Genomic DNA, 24,857 nt, shown 5'->3' on the forward strand with positions numbered 1-24,857 from the left:
TTATATATGGATGGGGTGGATTCAGGTGCGCTGGCGCAGGCGGCGCCAGAGCGTCAGTGGCAGCAACCAGAGCAGGTTGGCTGCCCCGCCGCCGCTGCCGTCGTCCACCTGGAAGTGGATGATGCCGTCATCGGGCGGGGTGACCGGCTTGCTGCACTGGGCGCCGGTGCGCTGGCTGATGCTCCAGCCGTTGATGCGGCCCCGATTGCCGGGCTTGCTGTCCACTATCTCCAGGGTCCAGCGGCCGGCCAGCGGCTCCCCTTCCAGTGCGCTGAAGGGCTGCAGGGGCAGCAGCTCGGTGGGGAACACCCCTTTGAGGCGCGGCAATGGGCTGTAGCCCTTGTTCCAGATCTGGATGCGGGTGCCGGAGGGGGAGTTGAGCCAGATCTCCAGCTCATCGAGCGCCGGGTGTTGCAGATCCAGGTTCAGCTGCAGCCGGTCGCTCACCCTGGCCTCGCTGCTCTCTATCAGCAGGCTGGTTTCGCTGAGACCACGCACTTCGTCGCTCATGGCATCGCTCAAGGTCAGCGGCTGGCCGCTGGCACGGCTGACGATGGGGGCGCCGATGGGCAGGGTCAGCGACTGCTGCCACTGGCGCTCGGTCGGGCTGGTGCCACTCATGGTCAGACTGACCGGCAGCGCCACCTCGTCGCCACAGGCGAGCGGGCTCTGGGCCAGCAGGCGCAGGGTGGTGGTCATGCTGGCACCCGCCGCGAGGGTCGCCGGTTGCCAGCTGTAAGGATCGGCCTGCAACCCGGTTGGCAGGGTGAGGGCCAGCTCATTGAGGGTCACCGGCGCCTTGCCCTGGTTGGTGAGGGTCAGCTGCACTGACTGGCGCTGCCCCAGCTCGATGACGCTGCCATCACTCAGGCCCACATTGACCGGTGCCTGCAACAGGCCGTGCTGGCGAAACGCCTGCTCCAGCAGCCTGGCATAGGGGCGCGCCGGGTAGAGGCGGGCGGCGGTATCCACCGTGATGCGGGCCAGTTGCGGCATGCGGATGGCTGGGCCGAGACCGAAGTGGGACTCGATGATCAGGCGATCAAACTCGTCCCGCGCCCCTTCGCCCTGCTCGGCGACCGCGGCCAGCAGCGCCTGGAACAGCGGGGTGCCCCACAGCTGGTCGCCATTGCTGCCGTTGATGGTGCGGTGGGCCGGGTAGTTGTAATCCGGGTGGTAGCGGGCGCGCAGATCGTCCAGCTGGCGCGGGGTGCGGTCGGTGAAGCGGGCATCCCAGTTGAACACCATGGCGGGCTCGAACTGGCGGCCGGCTTCGCTGCGCTGGCGGTGGCTGGCGGCCAGGTAGTCGCTGAAGCCCTCGCCGATGGCACCCCAGTCTGCCTCGTCCCCGAGATCCGGCACTATGTGATGCTGCACTGCGTGGCCGAACTCGTGCCAGATGACCATGGGATCCTCGGCATCGGGCACACCGCTGCGACCCAGCTCCAGCCGGCGCTCGAACGGATCGTAGAGGGAGTTGTCCTGATAGCCGGCCTCGGTATCGATGTCGAGCGCCCCCGGGATGAGATCGACAAAGCCGAGGCGCTTGAGGTGGCGCTGGGCCAGATCCAGGTGGTAGTAGGCGTTGATGTCGGCAAAGCCGCGATCATCGCGGGTGAGGCGAAACGCCTGCGGGTTGTCGGCGCTGAAGGGGGCGGTGTCCGGCTCCATGGCATCCACCACCCGGGCGTGGGGGCCGCTCAGCAGATAGCGTCCACCCGCCAGGGTGACCGGCAGCGGCACCTTGTCCTGATAGGCGGCGTCCGCCAGTTGCAGGGCTTCGTGCCAGACCAGGCTGGCGTCGCGTAGTTGGGTACGGGGATCCGGGTCGAATACCCGAGCCTCCAGCTGGGTGTCGCCGGCGTCGGCGACGCGGCTGGCCTGAGTGGTGGCCGCATCCATCCAGCGACCGAGCTCGCGGCTGCAGTCACAGCTGGCGAAGAGCTGCACATAGCTGGCCTTGGCGTTGCCCGCCTGATGCTCGCGTACCCGCTGGCGCAGGGCCGGCACCAGGGTGTCACCGTCGCGCCAGTACCAGGCTTCGACCGGACCAAGGGTGTCGATGTCGCTGCCGCCATCGCGCAGCTGCTCCAGCAAGGGATCCAGAGTGCCAGCGGCGTCACAGCCGGGTTCGCTGCTCTGCAGCGGCCGGCTGTTGTGATAGATGCGCCAGGGCTTGCCTGTTTGATCGACGCTGACGGCGGCCTGGATGGTGGCCACCGGCAGGCCGTTGACCAGCTGGCGGAAGCTGTAGTGATGACCGAGCAGACTGGCCCGCTCGTAGTCGGGGGCCAGGCTCACACCCAGGCGCTGTTCGAGCCACTGCTTGGGTGTGGTGGTCAGCGGTTGTTCATCGACAAACTGCAGCTCGGCCGCCAGCAGCGGCTGGGAGAGCAGGGTTGCCGCCAGCCAGAGGGCCAGGGAAGAGGGTTTCATGGTTTACTCCAACACAAAAATGAGAAAAGGGATCACCGGCGGGCGCCCGCCAGGGTGAGCAGGAAGGCGTACTCGCGGGCCGCCTGCTGGCGCGCGTTGCCCGGGCTTATGCGGTGGCCGCCGTCGAGGGCCGTGCTGAGCAGATAGGGGCCCGGCCCCGTGCTGTGTTCCCGCAGGCGGGCCACCCACTTGAGTGGCTCCCAGTAGGGCACCTGACTGTCGTGCAGCCCGGCCGTCACATAGACGGGGGGGTAGGGGGCCGCATGCAGGTTGTCGTAAGGGCTCAGACGGCGCATGGCGGCGTAATCGGCGGCAATGGCCGGGTTGCCCCACTCGGCGTACTCCTGGCGGGTGAGCGGCAGTTCGGGATCGCTCATGGTGCCGATGAGATCGACGAAGGGCACCTGCAACACGGCCCCGGCGAAGCGGGTCGGCGCCTGGTTGAGGGCCGCCGCCACCAGCAGGCCGCCGGCGCTGCCGCCCATGGCGAACAGCCGGGCGGGGTCGATGGCGGGATCCCGGGCCAGCGCAGCGGCCACGGTCAGGAAGTCGTCCACGCTGTGCTGCTTGTGGCGACCGCGTCCGGCCAGATACCACGCATCCCCCAGCATGCCGCCGCCGCGCACGTGGGCGATTGCGTAGACGAAGCCGCGATCCAGCAGACTCAGCACCTGGGGCTGGTAGTAGGGGCGCATGGGGGTACCGTAGGCACCATAGCCGTAGAGCAGCAGTGCCTTGGGGGTGTGGATGTCCTTGCGCCACACCAGGGAGACCGGCACCTTGACGCCATCCTTGCCCACCACCCAGCGCCGCTCGCTCTGGTAGGGGGAGGGGAGGGCGGCCCGGGGGTCCGGCAGCCAGCGGCCGCTGGCGAGATCGAGCTGGCGCTGGTGCGGCGGCTCGGCCATGCCCTGGCGGCGGATCAGGAGCTGCCCGCTGGCGGGGTCGTGGGCGCCCTGGATCCAGGCCGTGCCGGCCCCCTCGGTCAGCAGCAGGCGATGGCTGAGCCGGCCGCGGCCATCCAGCACGTCGAGCCAGTCATCCCCGTGATGGCGATACTGCAGCACCGTGTAGTCGGCAAACAGGCGCCACTTCTCGAGACTCCTCTCTTCGCCAGACCAGAGCAGTTGCCACTCTCCCTTGGCCACCTGGCTCAGGTCGGCCACCTGATAGAGGCCGAGGGCACCGTCCCGGTTGCTCTTGAGCAGCACCCGCTCCCCTTGGGTATCCAGGTAGTACTCGAGGCCGGCCTGACGGGCCTTGAGCAGAGCCGGTGTACCCGCGTCCAGCAGGTACTGCTCGGCACTGTCGTGGTTGTTGCTCTGCAGCAGCAGGTGGCGCCGATCCGTGGTGCGATAGAGGCTGAGCAGCCAGGCGGGGTCCGCTTCCTGGTGGATTTGCTGCTCCTTGCCATCGCGCCAGGCCCACAGCTGCCAGGGGCGCAGGGTGCGAGGTTCGTTGGCGATGGTGTAGAGGGTCTTGCCGTCCAGGCTCCAGAGCAGATCGCTGGCCCGGTGCGTCAGGGTGGCCAGGGGCTTGCCGTCGGCCAGGTCGAGCAGGGTGATGCGGTAATCCCGATCGCCCTGCAGGTCTTCGGCCAGGGCCAGCCAGCGCCCGTTCGGGTGCAGGGCCCAGCTGGCGAGCTCGTAGTAGCCGCTGGCCGGCTGGCGGGCTGCCAGCCGTTGGCGGGGCTCAGCCTGCTCGTCGCTGCGCTGCCACAGGCTGCCGTCGGCTTCCATCCGCCACTGGCTGCCCGCCTCGCTCAGCTACTCTTGCGGCATGGGTTCACCGCGCGCTTGTGCCTGCCACTCGGCCTGCAGGGCCTGCTCCAGCGGCCGCTGAGCGGCGAGCTGCTGCTCGGTCCAGCGGTTCTGCTCGCCCAGCAGGGCCAGCAGGGAGGGATCCTGACGGCTGTCGTCGCGCCAGCCGCCATAGGGATCGAGCCGGGCCCGCTCCCCCTGCATCGGCAGTGGGCGGTGAGGAATCAGCGGGGCCACGAGCGGCGCCGAGGTAGCGGCGGCCTGGCTCTGGGTATCGGCAGGTGCAAGGGCGACAGGCTGGGCAGGCGCCGGATTGGCCAGCAGGCTGGCCAGCATCAGGAGTGCGTGCATCAGAGCCCCACGAAGGTGTAGCGCAGGCTGGCGCTCAGGGAGCGGCCCGTCTGGGTGTAGAGGCCCGCATCCGTGCCCGCTTCCAGCCCGGCGACATCCTGATAGCGGGTGTAGCGGGTGTCGAGCAGGTTGTCGAGCTTGAGGTTGGCCTTGAGGGCGTCGGTGATCTGCCAGTCGGCGGTCAGGGCGAAGCTGAGCCAGCCGGCGGTTTTCAGGCACTCGCCCTGCTGCTGGGTCAGGCTGTTGCCACAGCTGGGCACCCGGCTCATGGCGGCGGCGTAGTCGGCCTGCAGCCCCAGGCTCCAGTCGTTGGCCTGATAGCTGAGGCGGGTGTTGCCCTCGAGCGGAGTGAGGTTGCGCGGCGATTCGCCCTGGCTGGTCTTGCCGTCGACCCAGCCCAGCTTGGTGGCCAGCTCCCACTGCTGGGTCAGCCAGTAGCTGGTGGCGATCTCGGCGCCCCAGGTTTCGGACTTGGCGACGTTGCGGTATTGACGCAGCATGACCCCGTCGCTCAGACGAAAGCCCACCTGACGCCAGTCGACGAAGTTGTAGTAGCGGTTGTAGAACAGGGCCGGCTTGATGCTCCACTCATCTCCTTCGCCGCTCACCCCCCACTCGAAGCTGTGGCTGGTCTCCTCCTTGAGGTTAGGGTTGGCGATGATCTCGAACGGCGGCAGGGCAAAGTAGTGGGGGATGTTGCCGTACACCTTGTCGTAGGAGGGGGCGCTGAAGCCGTTGGCGTAGCTCAGCCAGCTGCGCCACTGCTCGTTGAAGCGGTAGCTGGTGGCCAGGCTCGGCGAGATATGCCAGCTGTGGTTGCTCTCGCCCCGGCCATCCTGCGGGCTCAGCCACTGCTGATCCATGCGCAGGGTCGGGGTGAACTGCCACTGGCCCAGGGTCGCCACGTCTCCCAGCCAGATGCCGGCCCGATCGGTGCGGGCGCTGCTGAAGGGGGCGGACTGGGTGGGCTGGGGAATGCCGGCTTCCAGCATCAGCTTCTCCACCGGTCGCTCGTGCCGGGTGCGCGCCAGCTCGATGCCGTAGCTCAGCTTGTGCTCGATGGCACCGGTGACCAGATCGCGGCGGATATCCAGCTCGCTGCCGATCAGCTGTTCGGTGAAGGTGGCCAGCTCCCGCTCGCTGCGATAGCGGGGGTAGCCGCTCAGCTCGTCATTTTGCAGCAGGCTGCGCTTGTTGGCGGTGTTCTTGGCGTAGTTGCCGTGCAGGTTCCAGGTAAAGCGGTCGGCCAGCGGGTGGCCGAGATCCTGCGCCTCCCAGCTCAGCTTACCGCCCTGGGAGCGCTGGGTGCCGTTCTCGCGATACTGGCGCACCTGCCACTTGCCGTCGGGCTGGGGAATTTCGCGCGGCCCCTGATCCCGCTTGGCGTTGTCTTCGAAGTAGTCGAGCTCGAGGCGCAGCAGATGCTGCTCATTGAGGGTCAGGCTGGAGCTGGTGGAGGCGCTGAGGCCATCGAGATCCGCCGGGATACGGCTCTGATCGTAGTTGGCGGTCTCGTGCCCCTGCCAGCCGGAGAGGCGCAGCAGGTGGGCGCTCTCGCCCCAGCGGGCGGCGCCGGTGGCGCTCAGTTTCTGCTTGTCGCTGCTGCCATCGTGCAGCACCTTGCTGCTGAGGTAGGCATCCTGCCCCTGCAGGTAATCTTCCGGCTGCTTGGTGGTGATGACCACGGTGCCGCCGATGGCGTCCGAGCCGTGCAGGGCGGAGCCGGCCCCCTTGGCCACTTCGATCTGCTTGACGTCATCGAGATCGAAGCTGAAACGGCCCACCTTGTCGTTGAGGTCGTCGGCGCCGAAGCCATCGCTGACTCTGACTCCGTCCTTGATGATCAGCACCCGGTTGCCGCCGATGCCGCGGATGCTGATGTTTTGCGGCCGGCCCGCCGAGCCGGTCACCGAGACGCCGGGTTCGTTCTTGAACACGTCGGTGAGCTCGGTGGCGATCTGGCGTTCCAGATCCTCTTCGGTGATGACGGTGATGGAGCCGGAGATGTCGGACAGTTTCTGTTCGACCCGCTGACCCTTGACCACTATGGTCTCGCGCGCCTTGGGCGGGGTGGTGCCGGAGGTATCTATGCCGGCGGGATCGCCGGCGGCCAGCGCTGTACCGGACAGCAGCATGGGCCAGTAGTGAAGCAGTGTTTTCATGTTGAGAATAGTTATTATTTGAGCCTGAAGGCCGCGGATTATTGCAGAGAGGTCCAGTCAGATCAATGACTGATAATCATTATCATTTTGTTTTTATGACCCTGATCAGACTGCATTTTTTGATGAAGGCATCAGTAGCAACGCGGGCCAACGTTTGCGCCCGCAGGGAACTGGGCGGGCAGACGGGGGATGAAACGGGGGGGGGGCAAGGTGTTGGCCGAAGGCTTGGCAGCTCATGCCAAGGTGATAGCGGCAATAAAAAACCCGCTGCAGGAGCGGGTTTTCAAGGGGCATGAGGCGGCTATCAGGGGGCGCGATAGAAGCGGTTCAGCTCGTTCATCACCTGGATCATGACGCCCATGTCGGGGGTGCCGTGCTTGATGGGACGGTAGCTATCTCGCTCCAGCAGCTCGAAGTCACCCTGCTTGTTGAAGTGGGTGATGGTGTTGCCCTGATAGATGGCAAAGTCGCGCTGATCCCCCGCCAGCAGCCAGTTGCGCGGGCTGGTGTCGAACAGGTTGCGGCCGATGCTGTAGTCCCGTGGCGCATTGCGCACTCCCAGCATGCTCTGCATCAGGGTCGGTACCAGATCCAGGTGGCTGCTCACCGGGCTCGTCGGCAGGGTATCGTTGCCCGGCCAGGCCAGCACGAACGGCACCTGCACCTGATAGGGTGAGTAGTTGGTGCCATAGCCCCAGCTGTTGTTCTGGGTCTCGTTGAACTCCTGACCATGGTTGGCGGTGACCACGACGATGGTTTGCTCACTGAGCCCCTGCTGTTGCAGCTGGGCCAGCATCTGTTCCAGCAACTGGTCGGTATAGAAGACCGCATTCTTGTAGCGGTTCTCCAGCTTCACCAGGTTTTCGGCCTGATAGGCGGTGGCCGGGTTGAACTTGGTGAGCTCCGGCTGGAAGGGCCCCTTCACGTTGGCCGGCAGCTGGTAGTCACCTGGGCTCGACAGATAGACCAGCGAGAACCAGGGCCGGTCTGGCGAGCGCTTGGCGAGCCACTGCTGCCAGTCGCCGATGAGCTGGGTGTCATCGGTCTGCTCGGAGACGAACACCTGCTTGCGCAGGCCGGAGAGAATGCTCTGGCGGTACTTCTGGGCATCTTCCAGCGCGCCGAACAGGCCGAACTGGTAGTCCTGGCGCAGCATCTCGTCGAACAGCACCGGCGGCGTCTTGTCGTTGCGAATGTCGTCGTAGTAGTGACCCGGCAGGCCGTAGAACAGGCTGAACATCCCCATCACATCATCGTTGCCACCGCTCATGTGGTTGGCAAAGTTGAGGTGCTGATCCGCATAGCGCTGCAGATTGGGCATGTTGATGTTGTTGAGCATGTCGGCCCGCAGGGAGTCGACCACCACGATCAGCAGGTTCTTGTGGGTCAGCGGAGCGTTGACGCTGAGCGGACGCAGCGGGTAGCGCAAGCGGCTCGCATTGTCACCATCCTGTGACTCGGCCTTCTTCTCGTACTGATCCAGATCCAGCCAGCCGTGCTTGGCGAGGAAGCTCTTGGCGGTCATCGGGTAGGAGAGCGGGAAGTTGGCGCGCTGCATGGTGATGGGCTGATACAGGGTGGCATCGGCCCAGCTGTTGACCACGTGGGTCAGGATGAAGCAGACCAGCAGGGCCAGCCCCACCTGATTGCCGTACTGACGGCGCTTGCGCTTGTTGATCTTGCGCCAGACATAGGCCGACAACAGCAGCTGCACCAGGAAGATGGTGGGCACCGCCACGAAGATGATGCTCCAGATCGAGCCCTCCTCGGTCTGGGCCTGATCCAGCAGCAACTGCCACACCTGGCCGTTGAGGTGGAACTTGAACAGCTGGAACACCTGGGTGTCGATGAGCAGCAGCACCAGCGCCAGGGTGGCGATGATGGCCGAGATGAAGCGCAGCGGCTTCTCTTTGGGCAGCACGAAACTCAGGGGGAAGATCGTCAACAGATAGGTGACAAAGCTCAGAAACGAGAAGTGACCGATCCAGCTGATGATGAGATAGGTCACGCCGAGCGTGGTCGACGGCCAGCTGATCGCCCCCAGGTAGCGGGTGGCAATCAGCATGGCCAGAATGATGTTGAAGAAGGAGAACCAATGCCCCCAGGTGATCAGGCGAGAAACATTATCACGATAGGGGTTGCCGGTTTCGACCATAGTGATCCATCTGCTTGAAAAACATCAAAGAATGCGAAGAGACTCAGTGAGCATCGTGGCGATGATCCACCGAGGCGGTGAGCGCCTGGATGTATTTTTCGGTGATCGCCTGACGCTGGGCCGGGGCCATGCCATTGATGATATTGGTGGTCAGGTTGCCGAGCACCATCAGACTCAGATCCACCGGCGCCTTGTGCTTCTCCAGGGCGGTGATCAGGTCGTTCATCAGGGCGTCAAACTGCTCGTTATTGTACTTTGATACGATGGGCATAATCTTGGGTTCATCTCGGTTCAAAGCGCCTTATAATACTTCACCCTTTCGGCTAACACTATGGCTTTGTGACATGAGTCTCGATATCGACAAGATCATTCTTCACTCCCTGCGCCAGGGCGGCGATGGTCAACCTCACGCCGACACCCGCAGCCAGCTCCTGCCTGCCGATGAGGCGGTACAGGGGCTGATGGCGGAGCTGCATCGCATTTACAACGGCAAGGGGGGCAAGGGTTTTGGCTTCTTTGCCGACCCCGAGGCCGCCGTCGCCGAGCTGGCGGAGGGGGAGAGCGCCCCCAAACAGCCTTCTCCGCTCTTTCGCATCGCCCTCGAACGGCTGCTCGGCGAACAGACCGACTTCGTCCCCTTCTCGGTCGAGATGACCCAACTGCTGGTCAAGCAGCTGGTGGAGCACGCCCTCGACGAGCAGGGGGTGCTGCTGTTTGCCAAATACAACTACGTGGGGGTGGATTATCTGATGATCGCCCTGCTGGAGGGCAAGGAGAGCGTCACCGTCAGCGAGGCGCTGGAGCTGCGTCACATCCAGTATCTGGATATCGGCAAATTGAACCTGGTAGCCCGCATCGATCTGACCGAATGGAAAACCCAGCCGGATTCGCGCCGTTATATCACCTTCAGCAAGGGCCGGGTTGGTCGCAAGCTGGGTGACTTTTTCATGGATCTGCTGGGTGCCCGCGAGGGGATGGATGCCAAGATCCAGAATAAGGGGCTGCTGCAGGCGGTGGACGATTATTGCGACAGCCGCCAGCTCGAGCCGGCCGAGCGCAACGACTACAAGAAGCAGGTCTTCAAATATTGCACCGAGCAGGCCAGCGCCGGTGAAGAGATCGAGATCAAGGAGCTGTCGGCGGAATTGCCGGGCGATGGCGATCTCGATTTTTACAGCTTCATCGGTCAGGAGTACGAGCTGGAAGATCGCTTCCCGGCCGACCGTTCGACCCTGCGCGGCTTGACCAAGTTCGTCGGCTCCGGTGGCGGCCTGACTTTGAGCTTCGAGCAGAAGCTGCTCAACAGCCGGGTGTTCTACGATCCCCAGACCGATACCCTGACCATCAAGGGGGTCCCGCCCAACCTCAAGGATCAGCTGCTGCGCCAGTCGTAATGTGATCTGCTTTCCAGTTTTGGCAAAAAGACACCGCACTTCGCTGCGGTGTCTTTTTATTTAACGGGGTAGGCAGCAGCGAAACCAACTCGGTGCTTTGTTAACAAATTAAACAGAATAATCCCCGTGAAAGGGTTTTCAGTGAGGTGAAAACCCTTTCATTCATGTTTTTTTATTTCTCTTTGGTAATTTAATTTCTTAATTTGGCGATAAATATGCCAATAAATGGCGATAACCCCCTGAAATAAGAAAATGTTTTCAGAACTTTCTGGAAGAAAATACGTAATTGCGTTTCAAAAATGCGAGTTGCGTCATGTGAGGCGGTAACGGCTTGGGATAATATTCATCTCGCACACAATGCTCTTACAGCGCGGAACTAATACAAGGAAAGGCTCATGAAAAAGAAATTGCTGTCATCCCTGATCGGTCTGGCTACTCTGGGCGTGGCTTGCTCTGCCACTGCCGCCATTGACGAAGGTCAACTGACCATCTGGATTAACGGTGACAAGGGATACAATGGTCTGGCCGAAGTAGGTAAGAAGTTTGAAGCCGAAACCGGCATCAAGGTGACGGTTGCGCACCCTGATCAGGTGGAAGTGAAATTCCAGCAAGCCGCTGCCACTGGCAACGGTCCGGACATCTTCTTCTGGGCTCACGACCGTTACGGTGAGTGGGTCAAGGCCGGTCTGCTGGTCCCCGTGACCCCGAATGCAGCCACCAAAGCCAAGTTTGAACAGTTCGCCTGGGATGCCATGACCGTCGATGGCAAGACCTACGGCTACCCGGTTGCCGTGGAAGCGGTCAGCCTGATTTACAACAAGGATCTGCTGCCGGAGCCGCCGAAGACCTTCGAAGAGATCGCCAAGATTGACGAGACTCTGAAGAAGAACGGCAAGCGCGCCATCATGTGGGCCTATGATACCCCTTATTTCAGCTACCCGCTGGTGGCTGCCAACGGTGGTTATGCTTTCAAGAAAACCGCTACCGGGTATGACGTGAAAGACACCGGCGTGGCCAACGCGGGTGCCAAGGCCGGTGTCGGCTACATCTCCGAGATGATCAAGTCCGGTCACCTGGAAAAAGGCATCGACTACGGTGTGATGGACGCCAAGTTCAACAAGGGCGAAGTGGCCATGATGATCAACGGTCCCTGGGCCTGGAGCAACCTGGACAAGAGCGGCATCAAGTACGGCGTAGCGCCGCTGCCGACCCTGAAGGGTAAACCGGCCAAGGCCTTCGTTGGCGTGCTGGGTGCCACCATCAACGCCGCCAGCCCGAACAAGGATCTGGCCATCGAGTTCCTCGAGAACTACCTGCTGACCGACGCCGGTCTGGCACCGGTCAACGCCGACAAGCCGCTGGGCGCCGTGGCGCTGAAGTCCTTCCAGAAGACCCTGGAATCCGATCCGCACATCAAGGCAACCATGCAGAACGCCCAGAATGGCGAGCCGATGCCGTCCGTGCCTGAGATGAGCCGTTTCTGGTCCTCCTTCGAAACTGCCCTCAAGAACGTAACCTCCGGCCGTCAGAGCGTTGACGAAGCCCTGGATACCGCTGCCAAGCGTATCGTTCAGTAAGCACGCACTACCCGGGAGGCCGCAATGGCCTCCCACTCTCTCAAATCTCTCTTGGCGTTATAAAGGTTAATTGGCATGGAAGTAGTACCTTCTATTGAATCCTATGCCGGTCCGAAGGATAAGCACACCTGGCTTAAGTGGACCATTGCTGCTCTGGTAGCCATCCTCAACGGTTATGCAGCCGTGATGATGTACGCCAGCGGTGAGTGGGTATTCGCTCTGCTGGATCTGGTGGTGGTCTCCGTCGGTCTGTATGTCTTCATGAACAAGAAGACCTATGCCCACCGCTATATCTTCCCCGGTGTGGCCGGCATGGTTGTTTTTATCATCTTCCCTCTTGCCTACACGATCGGCATCGCCTTCACCAACTATTCGGGATCCAACCTGCTCTCCATCGAGCAGGCGCGAGATTACCATCTGAAAAAAACCTACAAGGTGGCGGGCGGTGAATTCGATTTCACCCTCTTGGGTGGTGAGAACAATCAGTTTCAGCTGCTGCTGAAACAGGACGACCAATCCTTTATCAGTCAACCCGTTACCCTGATGAGCAACAAGGCCCGTGAACTGGCTGTCCGCGAGGGCAGAGTCCATGAACCGGTGCAGGCTGTTCAGCTGCAACCCCTGGAAGGGGAGGCCGTGGACAAGGTGGCACCCATCCGGGCCATCGTCGACCATCGCACCCACCTGAGCGCACTCGATCTGGTGCTGCCGGATGGCGGAACCCACCTGACCCTGAGCAGCCTGCGCAAGTTCGCCGCCCAGAAGCAGCAGTACACCCGTCTGCTGGACGGTGCCGTGCTCAAGTCCGGGGTGGTGATCAAAGACAGCAACCTGCTGCGTGACAACCAGAGCGGCGAGCTGATGCTGCCCAACGGCGACACCGGCTTCTATCAATACATCGACGAGCAGGGCCAGTTTGTCGGCAAGAGCGTGGCGCCAGGCTTCGTGGTGAGCGTGGGCTGGAAGAACTTCGCCCGCATCGTCACCGATCCGGGTATCCAGGCTCCGTTCCTGCAGATCTTCGTCTGGACCGTGATCTTCTCCGCCTGTTCGGTGGGCTTCACCCTGGCCATCGGCATGGTGCTGGCCTGTCTGGTGCAGTGGGAGTCCCTCAAGGGGCGCGGCTTCTACCGGGTCATGCTGATCCTGCCCTATGCCATCCCGGCGTTCATCTCCATCCTGGTGTTCAAGGGCTTGTTCAACCAGAACTTCGGTGAGATCAACCTGTTCCTGGAAGCGGCGTTCGGCATCAAGCCGGACTGGTATACCAACCCCTTCCTGGCCAAGGTGATGATCCTCATCGTCAACACCTGGCTTGGCTACCCCTACATGATGATCCTCTGCATGGGCCTGCTCAAAGCCATTCCGGAAGATCTCTATGAAGCGTCCGCCATGGACGGTGCCGGTCCGGTGCAGAACTTCTTCAAGATCACCGTGCCGCTCTTGATGAAGCCGCTGACGCCGCTGTTGATTGCCTCGTTCGCGTTCAACTTCAACAACTTCGTGCTCATCCAGTTGTTGACCAACGGCGCGCCGGACATCATAGGCGCCAGCACCCCGGCCGGTACCACCGACTTGCTGGTGAGCTACACCTACCGGATCGCGTTCCAGGGCTCGGGTGGTCAGGACTACGGTCTGGCTAGTGCCATCGCCACCGCCATCTTCCTCATCGTAGGTGCGCTGGCCTTGCTCAACCTGAAATTGTCCAAAGCCGACAAGCAACTGTAAGGAGGCTTCAACATGGCAATCGTACAACCCAAATCAGTCAAATACCGGGTGTGGGCAACCCACCTGGTGATGTGGGGCTTCCTGGCACTGATCATCTTCCCGCTGATCATGGTCATCGCCATCTCGTTTAGAAACGGCAACTTCGCGGTAGGGGAGATCATCCCCTCCAACCCGACTCTGGATCACTGGAAGCTGGCGCTGGGCATGTCCATCACCAACGCCGACGGCAGCATCACGCCGCCGCCGTTCCCGGTGCTGACCTGGTTGTGGAACTCCATCAAGATCGCGGGCATCACCGCCCTGATGATCGTGGTGCTCTCCACCACCTGTGCCTACGCCTTTGCCCGCCTGCGTTTTCGTGGCAAGTCCACCATCCTGCAGGGCATGCTGATTTTCCAGATGTTCCCGGCGGTGCTGGCACTGGTGGCCATCTATGCGCTCTTCAACAAGATTGGTGACTACATCCCCTGGCTGGGTCTCAACACCCACGGCGGCCTGATCCTGGCCTACATGGGCGGCATCGCCCTGCACGTCTGGACCATAAAGGGCTACTTCGAGACCATCGACTCCTCCCTGGAGGAAGCGGCGGCCATCGACGGTGCCACTCCGTGGCAGGCATTCCGCCTGATCCTGTTGCCCCTGTCGGTGCCCATCCTGGCGGTGGTGTTCATCCTGGCCTTCATCGGTTCCATTACTGAGGTGCCTATGGCCTCCATCCTGCTGCAGGATGTGAACAATCTGACCCTGGCGGTCGGGGCTCAGCAGTACCTCTATCCGCAGAACTACCTGTGGGGCGACTTTGCCGCGGCGGCCGTGCTGTCGGGCTTCCCCATCACGGTTGTCTTCCTGCTCGCACAGCGCTGGTTGGTAGGTGGTCTCACTGCCGGCGGCGTGAAAGGTTAAGGTTCATGGCCGGGGGAGCCGACTCCCCCCGCCATCACGATTTGCAAAGATTCAAGAGCGGAGCTCGACATGGCTGAAGTAGTACTCAACAACGTTCGCAAAAATTACGACCCGGCTGTTCACAAGGACACCCTGCGCAATATCAACCTGGCCATCAAGGAAGGGGAGTTCATCGTCTTCGTCGGTCCGTCCGGTTGCGGCAAGTCCACCTTGCTGCGGATGATCGCGGGTCTGGAAGACATCACCAGCGGCGAGCTGACCATCGGCGGTCGTTACATGAACGACGTGCCGCCGGTAGAACGCAACGTGGGCATGGTGTTCCAGTCCTACGCCCTCTATCCGCACATGAACATCTACGAGAACATGGCCTTTGGTCTCAAGCTCAAGAAGATGGACAAGGAGAACATCCACAAGCGGGTGATGCGCGCCGCCGAGATCCTGGGTCTCGAGCCGCTGCTGGACCGCAAGCCCAAGGCGCTCTCCGGCGGTCAGCGCCAGCGGGTCGCCATCGGTCGCTCCATCGTCCAGCAGCCGCAGGTGTTCCTGTTTGACGAACCTCTGTCCAACCTGGATGCCGCCCTGCGGGTCAAGATGCGCATCGAGATCGCCAAGCTGCACAAGGAGCTCAACTCCACCATCATCTACGTGACCCACGACCAGGTGGAGGCCATGACGCTGGCCAACCGCATCGTGGTGCTGAGCCCGCTCAAGGGCGAGGCGACCACCAACCTGGAGCAGTTCGGCACCCCGCTCGAGCTCTACCACAACCCGGACAACAAGTTCGTGGCCGGTTTCATCGGTTCGCCCAAGATGAACTTCCTGGCCGGCGAGCTGGTGGAGATTGGCGAGCAGGAGTGCGTGGTCAAGCTGACCACCGGCGATACCGTGCGTGCCCGGGTCGATGCCCGCAGCGGCGCGGTCGGCGACAAGGTGGAGCTGGGCATTCGTCCCGAGCACCTGGTGCCGCTGGATCACCCCCATGCCGACAGCAAGGTGAGCGGGGTGGTGCAGGTGGCTGAACACCTGGGGGCCGAATCCTTCGTCTACATGGACGTGGCAGGGCACGACTTCACCGTCAAGGCCAGCTCAGACGTGGATGTGGCCACCGGTCAGCAGTACAGCGTCGGCATTCCGGCCGAAGCCTGCTACCTGTTCGATGCCAAGGAGCAAGCCTTCCCGCGCACGGCCAAATACATCCGCACCTGACCAGGGGCGGCTGCCGAGGTTTTCCTTTCTTTAGATTCAATGCCTTTTTGCCGGTCGCAAGACCGGCTTTTTATTGCCTGCCGTTTGGCGAGAACGGCAGGTGAGGTGGCAGGGCTCAGCCCTCGAGTGCGGCGGTAATGTCGGGCACGAAGTGCTGGTTGGCCAGCGGCGGGCGCTCGTAACCCTCGGTGTTGATGGGGGGCAGGGTGATAGGCTCGTAGTGGATCGCCTCATAGGGCACCTTGCCCAGCAGGTGGGAGATGCAGTTGAGGCGGGCGCGGCGCTTGTCGTCCGCCTCCACCACGAACCAGGGGCAATCTTCGGTGTCGGTGTAGGTGAACATGTCGTCCTTGGCGCGGGAGTACTCCACCCAGCGCGAGCGGGACTGCAGGTCCATCGGGCTGAACTTCCAGCGCTTGATGGGGGTGTTGATCCGCTCCTTGAACCGTTTCTCCTGCTCCTCGTCGCTGACCGAGAACCAGTATTTGATCACCGTGATGCCGGCGCGGATCAGCATCCGCTCGAACTCGGGGCAGGCGCGCAGAAACTCGCGATACTCGTTGTCGCTGCAAAAGCCCATCACTCGCTCGACCCCGGCCCGGTTGTACCAGGAGCGGTCGAACAGCACCATCTCGCCGGCGGCGGGCAGGTGTGCCACATAGCGCTGAAAGTACCACTGGGAGCGCTCGCGATCCGAGGGGGCAGGCAGCGCCGTGACCCGGCAGACCCGGGGGTTGAGGGGCTCGGTGATCGCCTTGATGACGCCCCCCTTGCCGGCGGCGTCGCGCCCCTCGAACAGCACCACTACTTTGAGCCCCTCCTGCTTGACCCACTCCTGCAGCTTGACCAGCTCCTCCTGCAGATGGGCCAGGTGGTGCTCGTAGGTCTTCTTGTCCAGGCGTGGGCGTTTCTTGCTCTTGTCCTTCGGCATGTTCTTCTCCTTATTGACACTTTTCCAGATTGCACCAGGCAGGCGTCACTGCCAAGAGGGTCGTGCTACACTGCCGCCCCGTTAATAGTCGGCACCAGAAACAGGAGAAAACATGAAGCAATTTATGGAGATCGCGGGCCGCCAGATGGCCTATCTGGACGAGGGGCAGGGCCCGGTACTGTTGTTTGGTCACAGCTACCTGTGGGACAGCGCCATGTGGGCGCCGCAAATCGAGGCCCTCAAGGGGCAGTATCGCTGCATCGTGCCCGAGCTGTGGGGCCACGGCGATTCCGACGCGCTGCCCGAGGGGGCCTGCACCCTGGCAACCCTGGCACGCGATCATCTGGCGCTGCTCGATGCGCTCGGCATCGATGAGTTCGTGCTGGTGGGTCTCTCCATCGGCGGCATGTGGGGTGTCGAGCTGGCACGCATGGCTCCCGCGCGCCTCAAGGGCCTGGTGCTGATGGACAGCTTCGTCGGTCTCGAGCCGCAGATCACCTGCGAGCGCTACCTCGGCATGCTGGCGATGATCGAGCAGCTCGGCACCATCCCGGCCCCCATCGTCGAGCAGGTGGCGCCGCTGTTCTTTGCCGACCAGCCGGATGCCGACCTGATGAGCGGTTTCAAGGCGCGCCTCGCCGCCTGGCCGGCCGACAAGGTAGCCGCCATGGTGGCGGTGGGCCGCAGCTTCGTTACCCGCGAGGATCGCATCGAGTGGCTGGAAGCGATCAGCGTTCCTGCGCTGGTGATGACCGGCAGTCAGGACAAGGCGCGGCCTGTGCTGGAAGGCTATCTGATGGCCGAGGTGCTGGGTTGCCCGTTCAAGGAGGTGCCGGCGGCCGGCCACATCGCCTCGCTGGAGAACCCCGCCTTCGTCAATGATCAGCTCGGCGCGTTTCTGGCTGCGCTGTAAGCCTGACGATGGTCGTGAAAAAGGGAGCCGAGGGCTCCCTTTTGTTTGTTCGTATCTCACGGCGAATTACAGTTACCAGATATAGCCGAGGGCAAATCCTGCATAGAGTTCGCCATCGTGCTGGACGATGGGGCTGTTTTTAATATCCCGATCATACAATTCGTAGTTCATGGCAAACATGCCAATCCAGTTGGGGCTGAAGCGATAGCTGGTGATGAGCGCCGCCATGGGGGAGAGGGTTGACCCCGTATCCCAGGCCGGGCGCTGGGCGGTGGCCTCGCTTTCGGAGATGCCGCCGAAGTAGTAGTTGGCCATCTTGTCGCTGCGCAGCATCACCCCCATCCCCGGCATGATCAGCAGGTTGTCGCGCTGGATGGGGAAGTCGGCCCACAGCAGTAGCTCCTGACCCTTGCTGCGGCCGGTGATGTCGCTGTTGGCCCGCACGGTCAGCAGGGCGTAGGGAGTGATGATGTTTCCACCGATCCCGCCTTCCAGCTGCCATTTGCGCTGTGCCATGCCGGTGAAGGCGGGCGAATCCTCGGGATCCAGATTGCCAAAACGCACCCGGCCATAGCCATACAGGGCGACATGTTCATCCTTGTGGAAGTAGTAACGCGCCCGATCGCCGAGAAACATGAACTGCTTGCCGAAGTAGATAAAGCCCGGGATGGCGCAGGTGGCATTATCCTGCGCCTCATAGCGGGCTTGTCCCCCGATGAGCGCCGCACCGGCGACAAAGCCTTGTGGCACCGGGCTGGTGGGACTGTCGCTGGTGAGCAGATCCATGGCGCCAAGGTTGATATCGGCACGGGCGGGCATGGCGGCCGCGAGCAGCAGGGCCGTCAGCCCTGCTGCTCTGATTTGATGCAAAAAGGTCATGGACACTCCGTTGTCACGATTGCATGGGTAGTTGGTTATTTCACTGCGGGCAGCTCTTCGCGCTTGGGCCAGGCGTTGAGCACCGCTTTGACCAGGGTGGCGAGGGGAATGGCGAAGAAGACCCCCCAGAATCCCCACAGGCCGCCGAATACCAGCACGGCAATGATGATGGCCACCGGATGGAGGTTGAGCGCCTCGGAGAAGAGGATGGGCTCCAGCACGTTGCCGGTGAGCACCTGAATCACGGTGTAGACCACCATCAGCCAGGTGAACTCCGGCGTCAGTCCCCACTGGAACAGGGCCACCATGGCCACCGGTACCGTCACCGCGGCAGCCCCTATGTAGGGGATCAGCACCGAGAAGCCGACCGCCACCGCCAGCAGCACCGAGTAGCGCAGCCCCAGCATGGCGAAGGCCACATAGCTGATCACCCCGACGATCAGGATCTCGATGACCTTGCCACGGATGTAGTTGAGGATCTGCTCGTTCATCTCCACCCAGACCCGGTTGACCAGGGTGCGGTTGCGCGGCAGGAAGCGGCGTAGTCCGCCCATCAGGATCTGCTTGTCCTTGAGCATGAAGAAGACCATCAGCGGCACCAGGATGGCGTAGATGAGGATGGCCACCACGTTGATGAGGGAGCTGAGCGAGGCGCTCACCAGCTGCTCGCCCCCGGTCAGGATGCGCTGGCGGATGTTGTCGATGATGGTCTCCACCAGGGTGACGTTGATGAGCTCGGGGTACTGCTCCGGCAGGGTGCGCACATAGTCCTGGGCATGGGAGAGCATGGCCGGGGACTCCTTGGCGAGGTTCAGCCCCTGGCTCGCCAGGGTCGGGATGAGCCCGAGGAACGCCATGGCGGTGAGGGCGATGAACAGCAGCAGGATGAGGCTGGTGGCCAGGGTACGGGAGAGCCCGGCCCGCTGCAGCCGGCTTACCGGCCACTCCAGCAGGTAGGCCATCACCAGTGCCACCAGCAGCGGCGCCAAGAGATCACCGAACAGCCAGAGCACGGCGAAACAGGCCACCAGCAGCAGGAACAGGGTGACGGCATCGGGATCGGAGAAACGGGTCTGATACCAGCGCTTGATGACTTCTAACATGGCGACATCCTTAGGTTACTGGGGCTTGCCGTGGTGCTGGGCCCCGACCACCAACTGCAAAGAGAGGGTATTGTCTGGCGCCTCCTGCAGCGTGAAGGCATGACCCTGGCGTTGCAGATAGGCGGGAATGTCCTGCCGGGAGCCGGCATCGGCCAGCCGGATGGACAGGGATTGACCGGCGTTGGCCTGACGCAGCCAGAGCTTGAGCCGGATCAGCGGCTCGGGGCAGCGCCAGGGGGTCAGGTCGAGGTATTCCATGGAGGCTCCATCGCGCGTGAGGCGGCTATTATGGCCGTGATGAGAGCGCGAAACAACGCTTGTAGCCCTTGATGGGCAAGGGTATTCTGCCGGTGTCCCGGTAGGGTCTGATTGGAGATAGAGATAACGTGGCACGCTTTTCCCCCCTGATGGCATCGCTCCCCCTGCTGGCTTCCCTGATGGGTGCCACTTTCCATGCCCAGGCCAACAACCAGCTTCCCGACATCGGCACCGCCGGGGTGGCCGCTCTGCCCATCGAGCAGGAGGTGCGCTACGGCAACGCCTTCATGCGCTTTGCCCGGGCCGGCTTGCCGATCATCGATGATCCCGTCTTGAGCCAGTACATCGACGATCTGGGCCAGCGGCTGCTCTCCAACGCCGACGGCGTGCGTTTCCCGTTCACCTTCTTCCTCATCAACGACCCCAGCATCAACGCGGCAGCCTTCCTCGGCGGGCGGGTCAAGGTGCACACCGGCCTGTTTCTCTATGCCGACAGCGAGAGCGAGCTCGCCTCGGTACTGGCCCACGAAATCACCCACGTGACCCAGCGCCACATCGCCCGCTACATGGAGGCGCAGGCGAGCAGCTCCGCCATGACCCTGGCCGGGCTGGTGGGCTCCATCGCGCTGGCGGTGATCAACCCCACCGCAGGTATCGCCGCGCTGCAGACCACGCTCGGCCTCTCCATGCAGTCGGCCATCAACTACACCCGCGACAACGAATACGAAGCGGACCGGATCGGCATGAAGACCCTCTACGATGCCGGCTTCGATCCCATGGGCATGGCCAACTTCTTCCAGAAGCTGGCGGCCGAGTATCGCTACGCCAGCAAGCCGCCTGAGATGCTGCTGACGCACCCGCTGCCGGAGACCCGGATCAGCGAGGCGCGCGCCCGGGCGGGCAGCTATGGTCGCCGGGATCTGCCGCCGAGTCTCGACTTCTGGCTGGCCAAGGTGCGCATCCAGGTGCGTTTTGGCACCGAGAGCCCGCAGGCCCTGCTCACCTATTTTGACAACCGCCTGCAGAAGGGGGACTACCCGCTCAAGGATGCGGCCACCTACGGCAAGGCGCTGGCGCTGCTGCAGCTCAAGCGCACCGACGAGGCCGATGCCCTGATGCAGGAGCTGGCGACCCGCCACCCCGAAGATCTGTTCGTGGTGGATGCCCTCACCGACATCGACTTGGCCAAGGGGCGCAGCGCCCAGGCCATCGCCCGGCTCGAGAAGTTCCGCACCCGCATGCCGGACAACGAGGTGGTGGTGGTGAACCTCGGCAACGCCTATCTGGAAGGGGGCAACTACAAGAAGTCCATCGCCATTCTCGACCCCTATGCCCGCGAGCACGAAGAGAACAACCTGGCCTGGAGCCTGCTCTCCGATGCCTATCGCAAGGCGGGCAGGATGACCGATCTGCACATGGCACGGGCCGAGATGCTCTCCCTGCGCGGTGACTACCAGGCCGCCATCGACGAGCTGATCGTGGCGCGCGGCACCACCAACGACAAGTTGACCCTGGCCAGGCTGGAGGCGCGCATCACCGAGCTGGAGCGGGCCAAGAAGGATCTCGACAGTCTCAAGGGCTGACGGGCCAGCGGCTCTCACTCACAACAAGGGCGCCCCAGGGGCGCCCTTGTCGTTTTATGATGACGAAGAGAATGGCGGGAACGCCAGAGGCTTTGGCGTCAGTGGCCAACCGCTTTGACGGATGCCCTGATGGCCTCGAGTCGCGCTGGGGTGAGCTCGCCCACCAGGGTCTGCTGGAGCTTGCCCTCGCCATCGAGCAGATAGCTGGTGGGCAGCCCGGCGGGGCGGGGGAAGGGGAGGCTCGCCTCCTGCCGGGCGATGAACAGCGGCACCTTGATGCGGTACTGCCCGGCCAGTTTGGCGAGCTCGGCCGGGGTGGCTGGGTCATAGTTGACCATCACCACGGCAGTTTGCCCCTCCCGAGCCAGCGCCTCCAGCAGCGGTATCTCCCGCAGGCAGGGGGCACACCAGGGGGCGAAGTAATTGACCAACAGCGGCTTGCCGGCAAAGTCGGCCAGAGCCACCGGCTGGTTCTGGCTGTCGGTGAACTGGGGGGGCGGGCTGCAGGCCGTCAGCAGGCCGGCCACAATCAGCCAACAAATTCGTTTCAATTCCTGCACTCTCGCGCTTACCCTGACCATCAGTTTCCCCTACAATAGCGCCGTTTCTTGTCCCATCTTGCGATTAATCAGGGAGTTATCATGAGCGAGACCCAAATCTACCACAATCCGCGCTGCTCCAAGAGCCGTGAAACCCTGGCCTTGCTGGAACAGCACGGGATCGCCCCGGATGTGGTGCTCTATCTGGAGCAGGCCCCGAGCGAGGCAGAGATCCGCACCCTGCTGAGCCAGCTGGGGTTCAGTGATCCGCGTCAGCTGATGCGCACCAAGGAAGATCTCTACAAGGAGCTGGGGCTTGGCGAGGTGAGCGGCGATGACCTCATTCGCGCCATGCACCAGTATCCCAAGCTCATCGAACGGCCCATCGTCATCAAGAACGGCCAGGCCCGCATCGGTCGTCCGCCCGAGCAGGTGCTGGAGATCCTCAAGTGAGCACCCGCTTCGCCCGCCTGCTGACCCTGGTCGGCTTCTTCGGCCTGCTGGGCTGGGTCAGCCTCTGGCATCTGTGGCTCTCGCCCCACCCGGACCTCAACCCCTGGCTGCTGCCGGTGATCTGGACGGTGCCGCTGCTGTTCCCGCTCAAGGGGATCGTGCAGGGCAACCCCTACACCCACGCCTGGGGCAACTTCGTGCTGATGCCCTACTTCCTGCACGCCCTGACCCTGATCACCACGGATGAGGGGGAGCGGTGGCTGGCGGTGGTGGAGCTGGTGTTCACCGTGCTCGCCTTCATCGGCACCATCTATTACGCCCGCCTGCGCGGCCGTGAGCTGGGCCTGAGCATTCGCAAGAAGAAGGGTGAGCTTTCGGCGCAAGACCACTGAGGCGCGCGTCAGCGCGCCTGCTCTGTGCAAACCGGACCTTGAGTCCGGTTTTTTTATGGATGCGCAGCCCAGGCATGACACGACTGGAATCGACGCAACAGCGGGTGGGCCAAGGGCTTGCTGGCAGTGCAGATGTCGCTGTATCTCGCTGATCTTGCAGCCACTATGTCGACCTGATCACATCTTGGCCGCCGAGAGGTGGGAGGGGGACGGGCGGCTGACTATCCTCATTAAGCTCCCATACAGCGGCAGCCGTTAGCCTGTCCTTTTCACCAGCCTTGAGTGATGCATCCTATGAAACGCCAATCCAGCCCCCTGTTCCAGAAAACCCTGTTGGCCTTGACCATGGCCCTGTCGGTCAGCTCGCTGGCCGATGCCTGCACCCGCGCCGTTTATCAGGGCGATGGCGGTCTGGTGGTGACCGGCCGCACCATGGACTGGCGCGCCGCCATGCCGACCAACCTCTGGGCCTTGCCGCGTGGCATCGATCGGAGCGGTGCGGCCGGGCCGCACTCCATGACGTGGAATGCGCGCTATGGCTCCCTGGTTGCCGCGGGGTTTGACGCGGGTACCGCCGATGGCATGAACGAGAAGGGGCTGGTGGCCAACCTGCTTTACCTGACCGAGTCCGAGTATGTGACTCCGAGTGACAAGGATCCGCGCAAGACGCTCTCCATCTCCCTCTGGGCCCAGTATGTGCTGGACAATTTTGCCACCGTCAGCGAGGCGGTCGCCGCCTTGTCGAAGGACGAGTTCTATGTAGTGACCACCCTGACGCCGGATGGCAAGCCGGGCCAGCTGCACCTCTCCATCTCGGATGCCAGCGGCGATTCGGCCATTTTCCAGTACGTGGATGGCAAGCTGCAGATCCACCACGACCGCCGCTATCAGGTGATGACCAACTCCCCCGTGTTCGACAAGCAGCTGGCACTCAACGAGTACTGGGAGGAGATAGGCGGGCTCACCATGCTGCCGGGCACCAACCGTTCGGCGGATCGTTTCGCTCGGGCCTCTTTTTATATCAAGACCCTGCCCAAGACGGATCAGGCCAATGAGGCCGTGGCCGGTGTGATGAGCGTGATGCGCAACGTCTCGGTGCCCATGGGGATCAGCACTCCGGATCAACCCAACATCTCCACCACCCTGTGGCGCAGCGTGTCGGATCAACAGCATCGCCGCTACTTCTTCGAGCTGACCCATCTGCCCAACACCTTCTGGGTGAGCATGGACCAGCTGGACTTGAGTGCGGGCGCCCCGGTCAAGAAACTCCCGCTGACCGAGCGTCAGCTCTATGCGGGTGAAACGGCGGACAAGTTTGTGCCGGCCAAGGCGTTCACCTTCCTGCCCGCCACGCCAGGGGCCTGATCAATAGTTGGTAGAAGGCCCCTCGCGGGGCCTTTTTTATGGTCGCAAGCCAGTGTGGCCGCCAGTCTCGCGATAGTGGGCCAGCTGCTGCACGCTGTGACTCATCAGCTGGGGATAGAAGCGCAGAAAGCCCGCCTCGCACCCATGCCATTGCGCCTCCTTGAGGGTGAGCAGCGCATCGCCGAGCGGCAGGGGGCGGCGCAGCCGGCGGCCGATGCCGTTGAGGGCCTGTGCCAGCCCCTCTTTGTGCTGATAGGAGGCGATCCAGTCCTGCTCCGCCATCCGTCGGAGGGGCAGCGGCAACCCATCCGGCAGGCGGTCCGCATCCACCAGCAGGTGCCGGTAACTCTGCTGCAGGAAGCGGGGCAGGGCCTCGTCATGAAACTGCGGCCAGTGCAGACTGAGCCAATGATCGTAGAGCATGTCCACCAGGATGCCGCCAAAGCGGCGCCAGGGGGCCTCGAAGCAGGCCACTGCCGCCCTGTGTTCGGGGTGACTGTCGGTGAAGGCGTCTATCTTGCGGTGCAGCCAGATCCCCTCGTCGAGTTCGGTGCCGAGCGCGCTTGGCAGGGCGCCCTTGACGAAATCCCCCAGCAGGTTGCCGGTGAGGGAGCTGTGGGTATGGGCTGCCAGATGCAGGTGAGCGAGATAGTTCATGAAGGGTGACGTCAGCCAGGGGGATTGTCGCTGAGCCTAGCGGATCCGGCGGCCATTGCCTACGGGAACGGGCGCTTGGCCGTGCGGAAGTGCTTCCCACCATGACCGCCGG

General features: G+C 62.9%; 20 protein-coding genes and 1 pseudogene. 10 read left to right on the forward strand and 11 right to left on the reverse strand.

Annotation, left to right across the window (positions count from 1 at the left end):
* Positions 1–21: 21 nt before the first annotated feature.
* The 5 genes and pseudogenes from ACPW75_RS05640 to ACPW75_RS05660 all read right to left on the reverse strand — a co-directional run bounded on the left by ACPW75_RS05640 (position 22) and on the right by ACPW75_RS05660 (position 9,135).
* Positions 22–2,436: a proprotein convertase P-domain-containing protein gene (locus ACPW75_RS05640; protein WP_077098416.1), complete on the reverse strand. Its 2,415-nt coding sequence runs from the start codon at positions 2,434–2,436 to the stop codon at positions 22–24.
* A 32-nt stretch (positions 2,437–2,468) separates the two neighbouring features.
* Positions 2,469–4,547, reverse strand: a pseudogene (locus ACPW75_RS05645) (prolyl oligopeptidase family serine peptidase).
* Positions 4,547–6,709, reverse strand: coding sequence for a TonB-dependent hemoglobin/transferrin/lactoferrin family receptor (locus ACPW75_RS05650; RefSeq protein WP_077098414.1), 2,163 nt, complete (start codon positions 6,707–6,709; stop codon positions 4,547–4,549). The pseudogene ACPW75_RS05645 and the gene ACPW75_RS05650 overlap by 1 nt, the downstream one beginning before the upstream one ends.
* A 304-nt stretch (positions 6,710–7,013) precedes the next feature.
* A complete protein-coding gene (locus tag ACPW75_RS05655) occupies positions 7,014–8,864 on the reverse strand; it encodes a DUF3413 domain-containing protein (RefSeq protein ID WP_077097975.1) in 1,851 nt (616 codons plus the stop codon).
* Positions 8,865–8,907: 43 nt separating this feature from the next.
* On the reverse strand, positions 8,908–9,135 hold the full coding sequence (locus tag ACPW75_RS05660) for a DUF1414 domain-containing protein (RefSeq protein ID WP_011705556.1): 228 nt from the start codon (positions 9,133–9,135) through the stop codon (positions 8,908–8,910).
* Between the two features lie 73 nt (positions 9,136–9,208).
* On the opposite strand from ACPW75_RS05660, the gene yejK reads away from it, so the two are divergent.
* From yejK to ACPW75_RS05685, 5 genes are all read left to right on the forward strand, one after another.
* Positions 9,209–10,258, forward strand: coding sequence for a nucleoid-associated protein YejK (gene yejK, locus ACPW75_RS05665; RefSeq protein ID WP_016350315.1), 1,050 nt, complete (start codon positions 9,209–9,211; stop codon positions 10,256–10,258).
* A gap of 395 nt (positions 10,259–10,653) precedes the next feature.
* On the forward strand, positions 10,654–11,835 hold the full coding sequence (malE, locus tag ACPW75_RS05670; RefSeq protein ID WP_011705558.1) for a maltose/maltodextrin ABC transporter substrate-binding protein MalE: 1,182 nt from the start codon (positions 10,654–10,656) through the stop codon (positions 11,833–11,835).
* A 75-nt stretch (positions 11,836–11,910) separates the two neighbouring features.
* A complete protein-coding gene (gene malF, locus ACPW75_RS05675; RefSeq protein ID WP_077097977.1) occupies positions 11,911–13,563 on the forward strand; it encodes a maltose ABC transporter permease MalF in 1,653 nt (550 codons plus the stop codon).
* Between the two features lie 12 nt (positions 13,564–13,575).
* Entirely contained in the window at positions 13,576–14,466 is an 891-nt protein-coding gene (malG, locus tag ACPW75_RS05680; protein ID WP_005299600.1) for a maltose ABC transporter permease MalG, read from the forward strand.
* A gap of 69 nt (positions 14,467–14,535) precedes the next feature.
* Entirely contained in the window at positions 14,536–15,672 is a 1,137-nt protein-coding gene (locus ACPW75_RS05685) for an ABC transporter ATP-binding protein (RefSeq protein ID WP_011705560.1), read from the forward strand.
* Positions 15,673–15,787: 115 nt separating this feature from the next.
* Here the strand turns inward: ACPW75_RS05685 and ppk2 are convergent, their stop codons facing one another.
* Positions 15,788–16,603, reverse strand: coding sequence for a polyphosphate kinase 2 (gene ppk2 / locus ACPW75_RS05690; protein ID WP_011705561.1), 816 nt, complete (start codon positions 16,601–16,603; stop codon positions 15,788–15,790).
* A 112-nt stretch (positions 16,604–16,715) separates the two neighbouring features.
* On the opposite strand from ppk2, the gene ACPW75_RS05695 reads away from it, so the two are divergent.
* The gene (locus tag ACPW75_RS05695; RefSeq protein ID WP_024943709.1) at positions 16,716–17,516 is read left to right on the forward strand and encodes an alpha/beta fold hydrolase; all 801 of its coding nucleotides are present in this window, start codon (positions 16,716–16,718) and stop codon (positions 17,514–17,516) included.
* Positions 17,517–17,588: 72 nt separating this feature from the next.
* On the opposite strand, the gene ACPW75_RS05700 is transcribed toward ACPW75_RS05695, so the two are convergent.
* Genes ACPW75_RS05700 through ACPW75_RS05710 form a run of 3 tightly spaced genes read right to left on the reverse strand, consistent with a single transcriptional unit; the run spans position 17,589 to position 19,756 of the window.
* Positions 17,589–18,395: a MipA/OmpV family protein gene (locus ACPW75_RS05700; RefSeq protein ID WP_077097979.1), complete on the reverse strand. Its 807-nt coding sequence runs from the start codon at positions 18,393–18,395 to the stop codon at positions 17,589–17,591.
* A 35-nt stretch (positions 18,396–18,430) separates the two neighbouring features.
* The gene (locus ACPW75_RS05705) at positions 18,431–19,498 is read right to left on the reverse strand and encodes an AI-2E family transporter (RefSeq protein WP_077097981.1); all 1,068 of its coding nucleotides are present in this window, start codon (positions 19,496–19,498) and stop codon (positions 18,431–18,433) included.
* Between the two features lie 15 nt (positions 19,499–19,513).
* Positions 19,514–19,756 (reverse strand): sulfurtransferase TusA family protein, encoded by a 243-nt coding sequence (locus ACPW75_RS05710; protein WP_011705565.1) that lies wholly within the window; start codon positions 19,754–19,756, stop codon positions 19,514–19,516.
* A gap of 128 nt (positions 19,757–19,884) precedes the next feature.
* Between ACPW75_RS05710 and ACPW75_RS05715 the strand changes: the two genes are divergently transcribed.
* The gene (locus tag ACPW75_RS05715; protein WP_348981351.1) at positions 19,885–21,339 is read left to right on the forward strand and encodes a beta-barrel assembly-enhancing protease; all 1,455 of its coding nucleotides are present in this window, start codon (positions 19,885–19,887) and stop codon (positions 21,337–21,339) included.
* A 98-nt stretch (positions 21,340–21,437) separates the two neighbouring features.
* Here ACPW75_RS05715 and ACPW75_RS05720 read toward each other — a convergent pair whose 3' ends face one another.
* Positions 21,438–21,920: a TlpA family protein disulfide reductase gene (locus ACPW75_RS05720; protein ID WP_264098109.1), complete on the reverse strand. Its 483-nt coding sequence runs from the start codon at positions 21,918–21,920 to the stop codon at positions 21,438–21,440.
* Between the two features lie 60 nt (positions 21,921–21,980).
* On the opposite strand from ACPW75_RS05720, the gene arsC reads away from it, so the two are divergent.
* From arsC to ACPW75_RS05735, 3 genes are all read left to right on the forward strand, one after another.
* The gene (gene arsC, locus ACPW75_RS05725; RefSeq protein WP_043121948.1) at positions 21,981–22,331 is read left to right on the forward strand and encodes an arsenate reductase (glutaredoxin); all 351 of its coding nucleotides are present in this window, start codon (positions 21,981–21,983) and stop codon (positions 22,329–22,331) included.
* On the forward strand, positions 22,328–22,723 hold the full coding sequence (locus ACPW75_RS05730) for a DUF2069 domain-containing protein (protein ID WP_077096624.1): 396 nt from the start codon (positions 22,328–22,330) through the stop codon (positions 22,721–22,723). Before arsC ends, ACPW75_RS05730 begins: the two co-directional genes overlap by 4 nt.
* Before the next feature lie 294 nt (positions 22,724–23,017).
* Positions 23,018–24,088 carry a linear amide C-N hydrolase gene (locus ACPW75_RS05735; RefSeq protein WP_077096625.1) on the forward strand — a complete coding sequence of 357 codons (1,071 nt, stop codon included), beginning with the start codon at positions 23,018–23,020 and terminating at the stop codon, positions 24,086–24,088.
* 36 nt (positions 24,089–24,124) lie between these two features.
* Here ACPW75_RS05735 and ACPW75_RS05740 read toward each other — a convergent pair whose 3' ends face one another.
* The gene (locus tag ACPW75_RS05740; protein WP_077096626.1) at positions 24,125–24,745 is read right to left on the reverse strand and encodes an ACP phosphodiesterase; all 621 of its coding nucleotides are present in this window, start codon (positions 24,743–24,745) and stop codon (positions 24,125–24,127) included.
* Positions 24,746–24,857: the final 112 nt, after the last annotated feature.

It is taken from the genome of Aeromonas sp. FL131 (assembly GCF_049860615.1).
Taxonomy (GTDB): domain Bacteria; phylum Pseudomonadota; class Gammaproteobacteria; order Enterobacterales; family Aeromonadaceae; genus Aeromonas; species Aeromonas hydrophila.

Excerpts from the sequence above, each read along its gene's own strand:
- ACPW75_RS05640 (WP_077098416.1), bottom strand. The coding sequence starts at position 2,436 with ATGAAACCCTCTTCCCTGGCCCTCTGGCTGGCGGCAACCCTGCTCTCC.
- ACPW75_RS05650 (WP_077098414.1), bottom strand. The coding sequence starts at position 6,709 with ATGAAAACACTGCTTCACTACTGGCCCATGCTGCTGTCCGGTACAGCG.
- ACPW75_RS05655 (WP_077097975.1), bottom strand. The coding sequence starts at position 8,864 with ATGGTCGAAACCGGCAACCCCTATCGTGATAATGTTTCTCGCCTGATC.
- ACPW75_RS05660 (WP_011705556.1), bottom strand. The coding sequence starts at position 9,135 with ATGCCCATCGTATCAAAGTACAATAACGAGCAGTTTGACGCCCTGATG.
- yejK (WP_016350315.1), top strand. The coding sequence starts at position 9,209 with ATGAGTCTCGATATCGACAAGATCATTCTTCACTCCCTGCGCCAGGGC.
- malE (WP_011705558.1), top strand. The coding sequence starts at position 10,654 with ATGAAAAAGAAATTGCTGTCATCCCTGATCGGTCTGGCTACTCTGGGC.
- malF (WP_077097977.1), top strand. The coding sequence starts at position 11,911 with ATGGAAGTAGTACCTTCTATTGAATCCTATGCCGGTCCGAAGGATAAG.
- malG (WP_005299600.1), top strand. The coding sequence starts at position 13,576 with ATGGCAATCGTACAACCCAAATCAGTCAAATACCGGGTGTGGGCAACC.
- ACPW75_RS05685 (WP_011705560.1), top strand. The coding sequence starts at position 14,536 with ATGGCTGAAGTAGTACTCAACAACGTTCGCAAAAATTACGACCCGGCT.
- ppk2 (WP_011705561.1), bottom strand. The coding sequence starts at position 16,603 with ATGCCGAAGGACAAGAGCAAGAAACGCCCACGCCTGGACAAGAAGACC.
- ACPW75_RS05695 (WP_024943709.1), top strand. The coding sequence starts at position 16,716 with ATGAAGCAATTTATGGAGATCGCGGGCCGCCAGATGGCCTATCTGGAC.
- ACPW75_RS05700 (WP_077097979.1), bottom strand. The coding sequence starts at position 18,395 with ATGACCTTTTTGCATCAAATCAGAGCAGCAGGGCTGACGGCCCTGCTG.
- ACPW75_RS05705 (WP_077097981.1), bottom strand. The coding sequence starts at position 19,498 with ATGTTAGAAGTCATCAAGCGCTGGTATCAGACCCGTTTCTCCGATCCC.
- ACPW75_RS05710 (WP_011705565.1), bottom strand. The coding sequence starts at position 19,756 with ATGGAATACCTCGACCTGACCCCCTGGCGCTGCCCCGAGCCGCTGATC.
- ACPW75_RS05720 (WP_264098109.1), bottom strand. The coding sequence starts at position 21,920 with ATGGTCAGGGTAAGCGCGAGAGTGCAGGAATTGAAACGAATTTGTTGG.
- arsC (WP_043121948.1), top strand. The coding sequence starts at position 21,981 with ATGAGCGAGACCCAAATCTACCACAATCCGCGCTGCTCCAAGAGCCGT.
- ACPW75_RS05735 (WP_077096625.1), top strand. The coding sequence starts at position 23,018 with ATGAAACGCCAATCCAGCCCCCTGTTCCAGAAAACCCTGTTGGCCTTG.
- ACPW75_RS05740 (WP_077096626.1), bottom strand. The coding sequence starts at position 24,745 with ATGAACTATCTCGCTCACCTGCATCTGGCAGCCCATACCCACAGCTCC.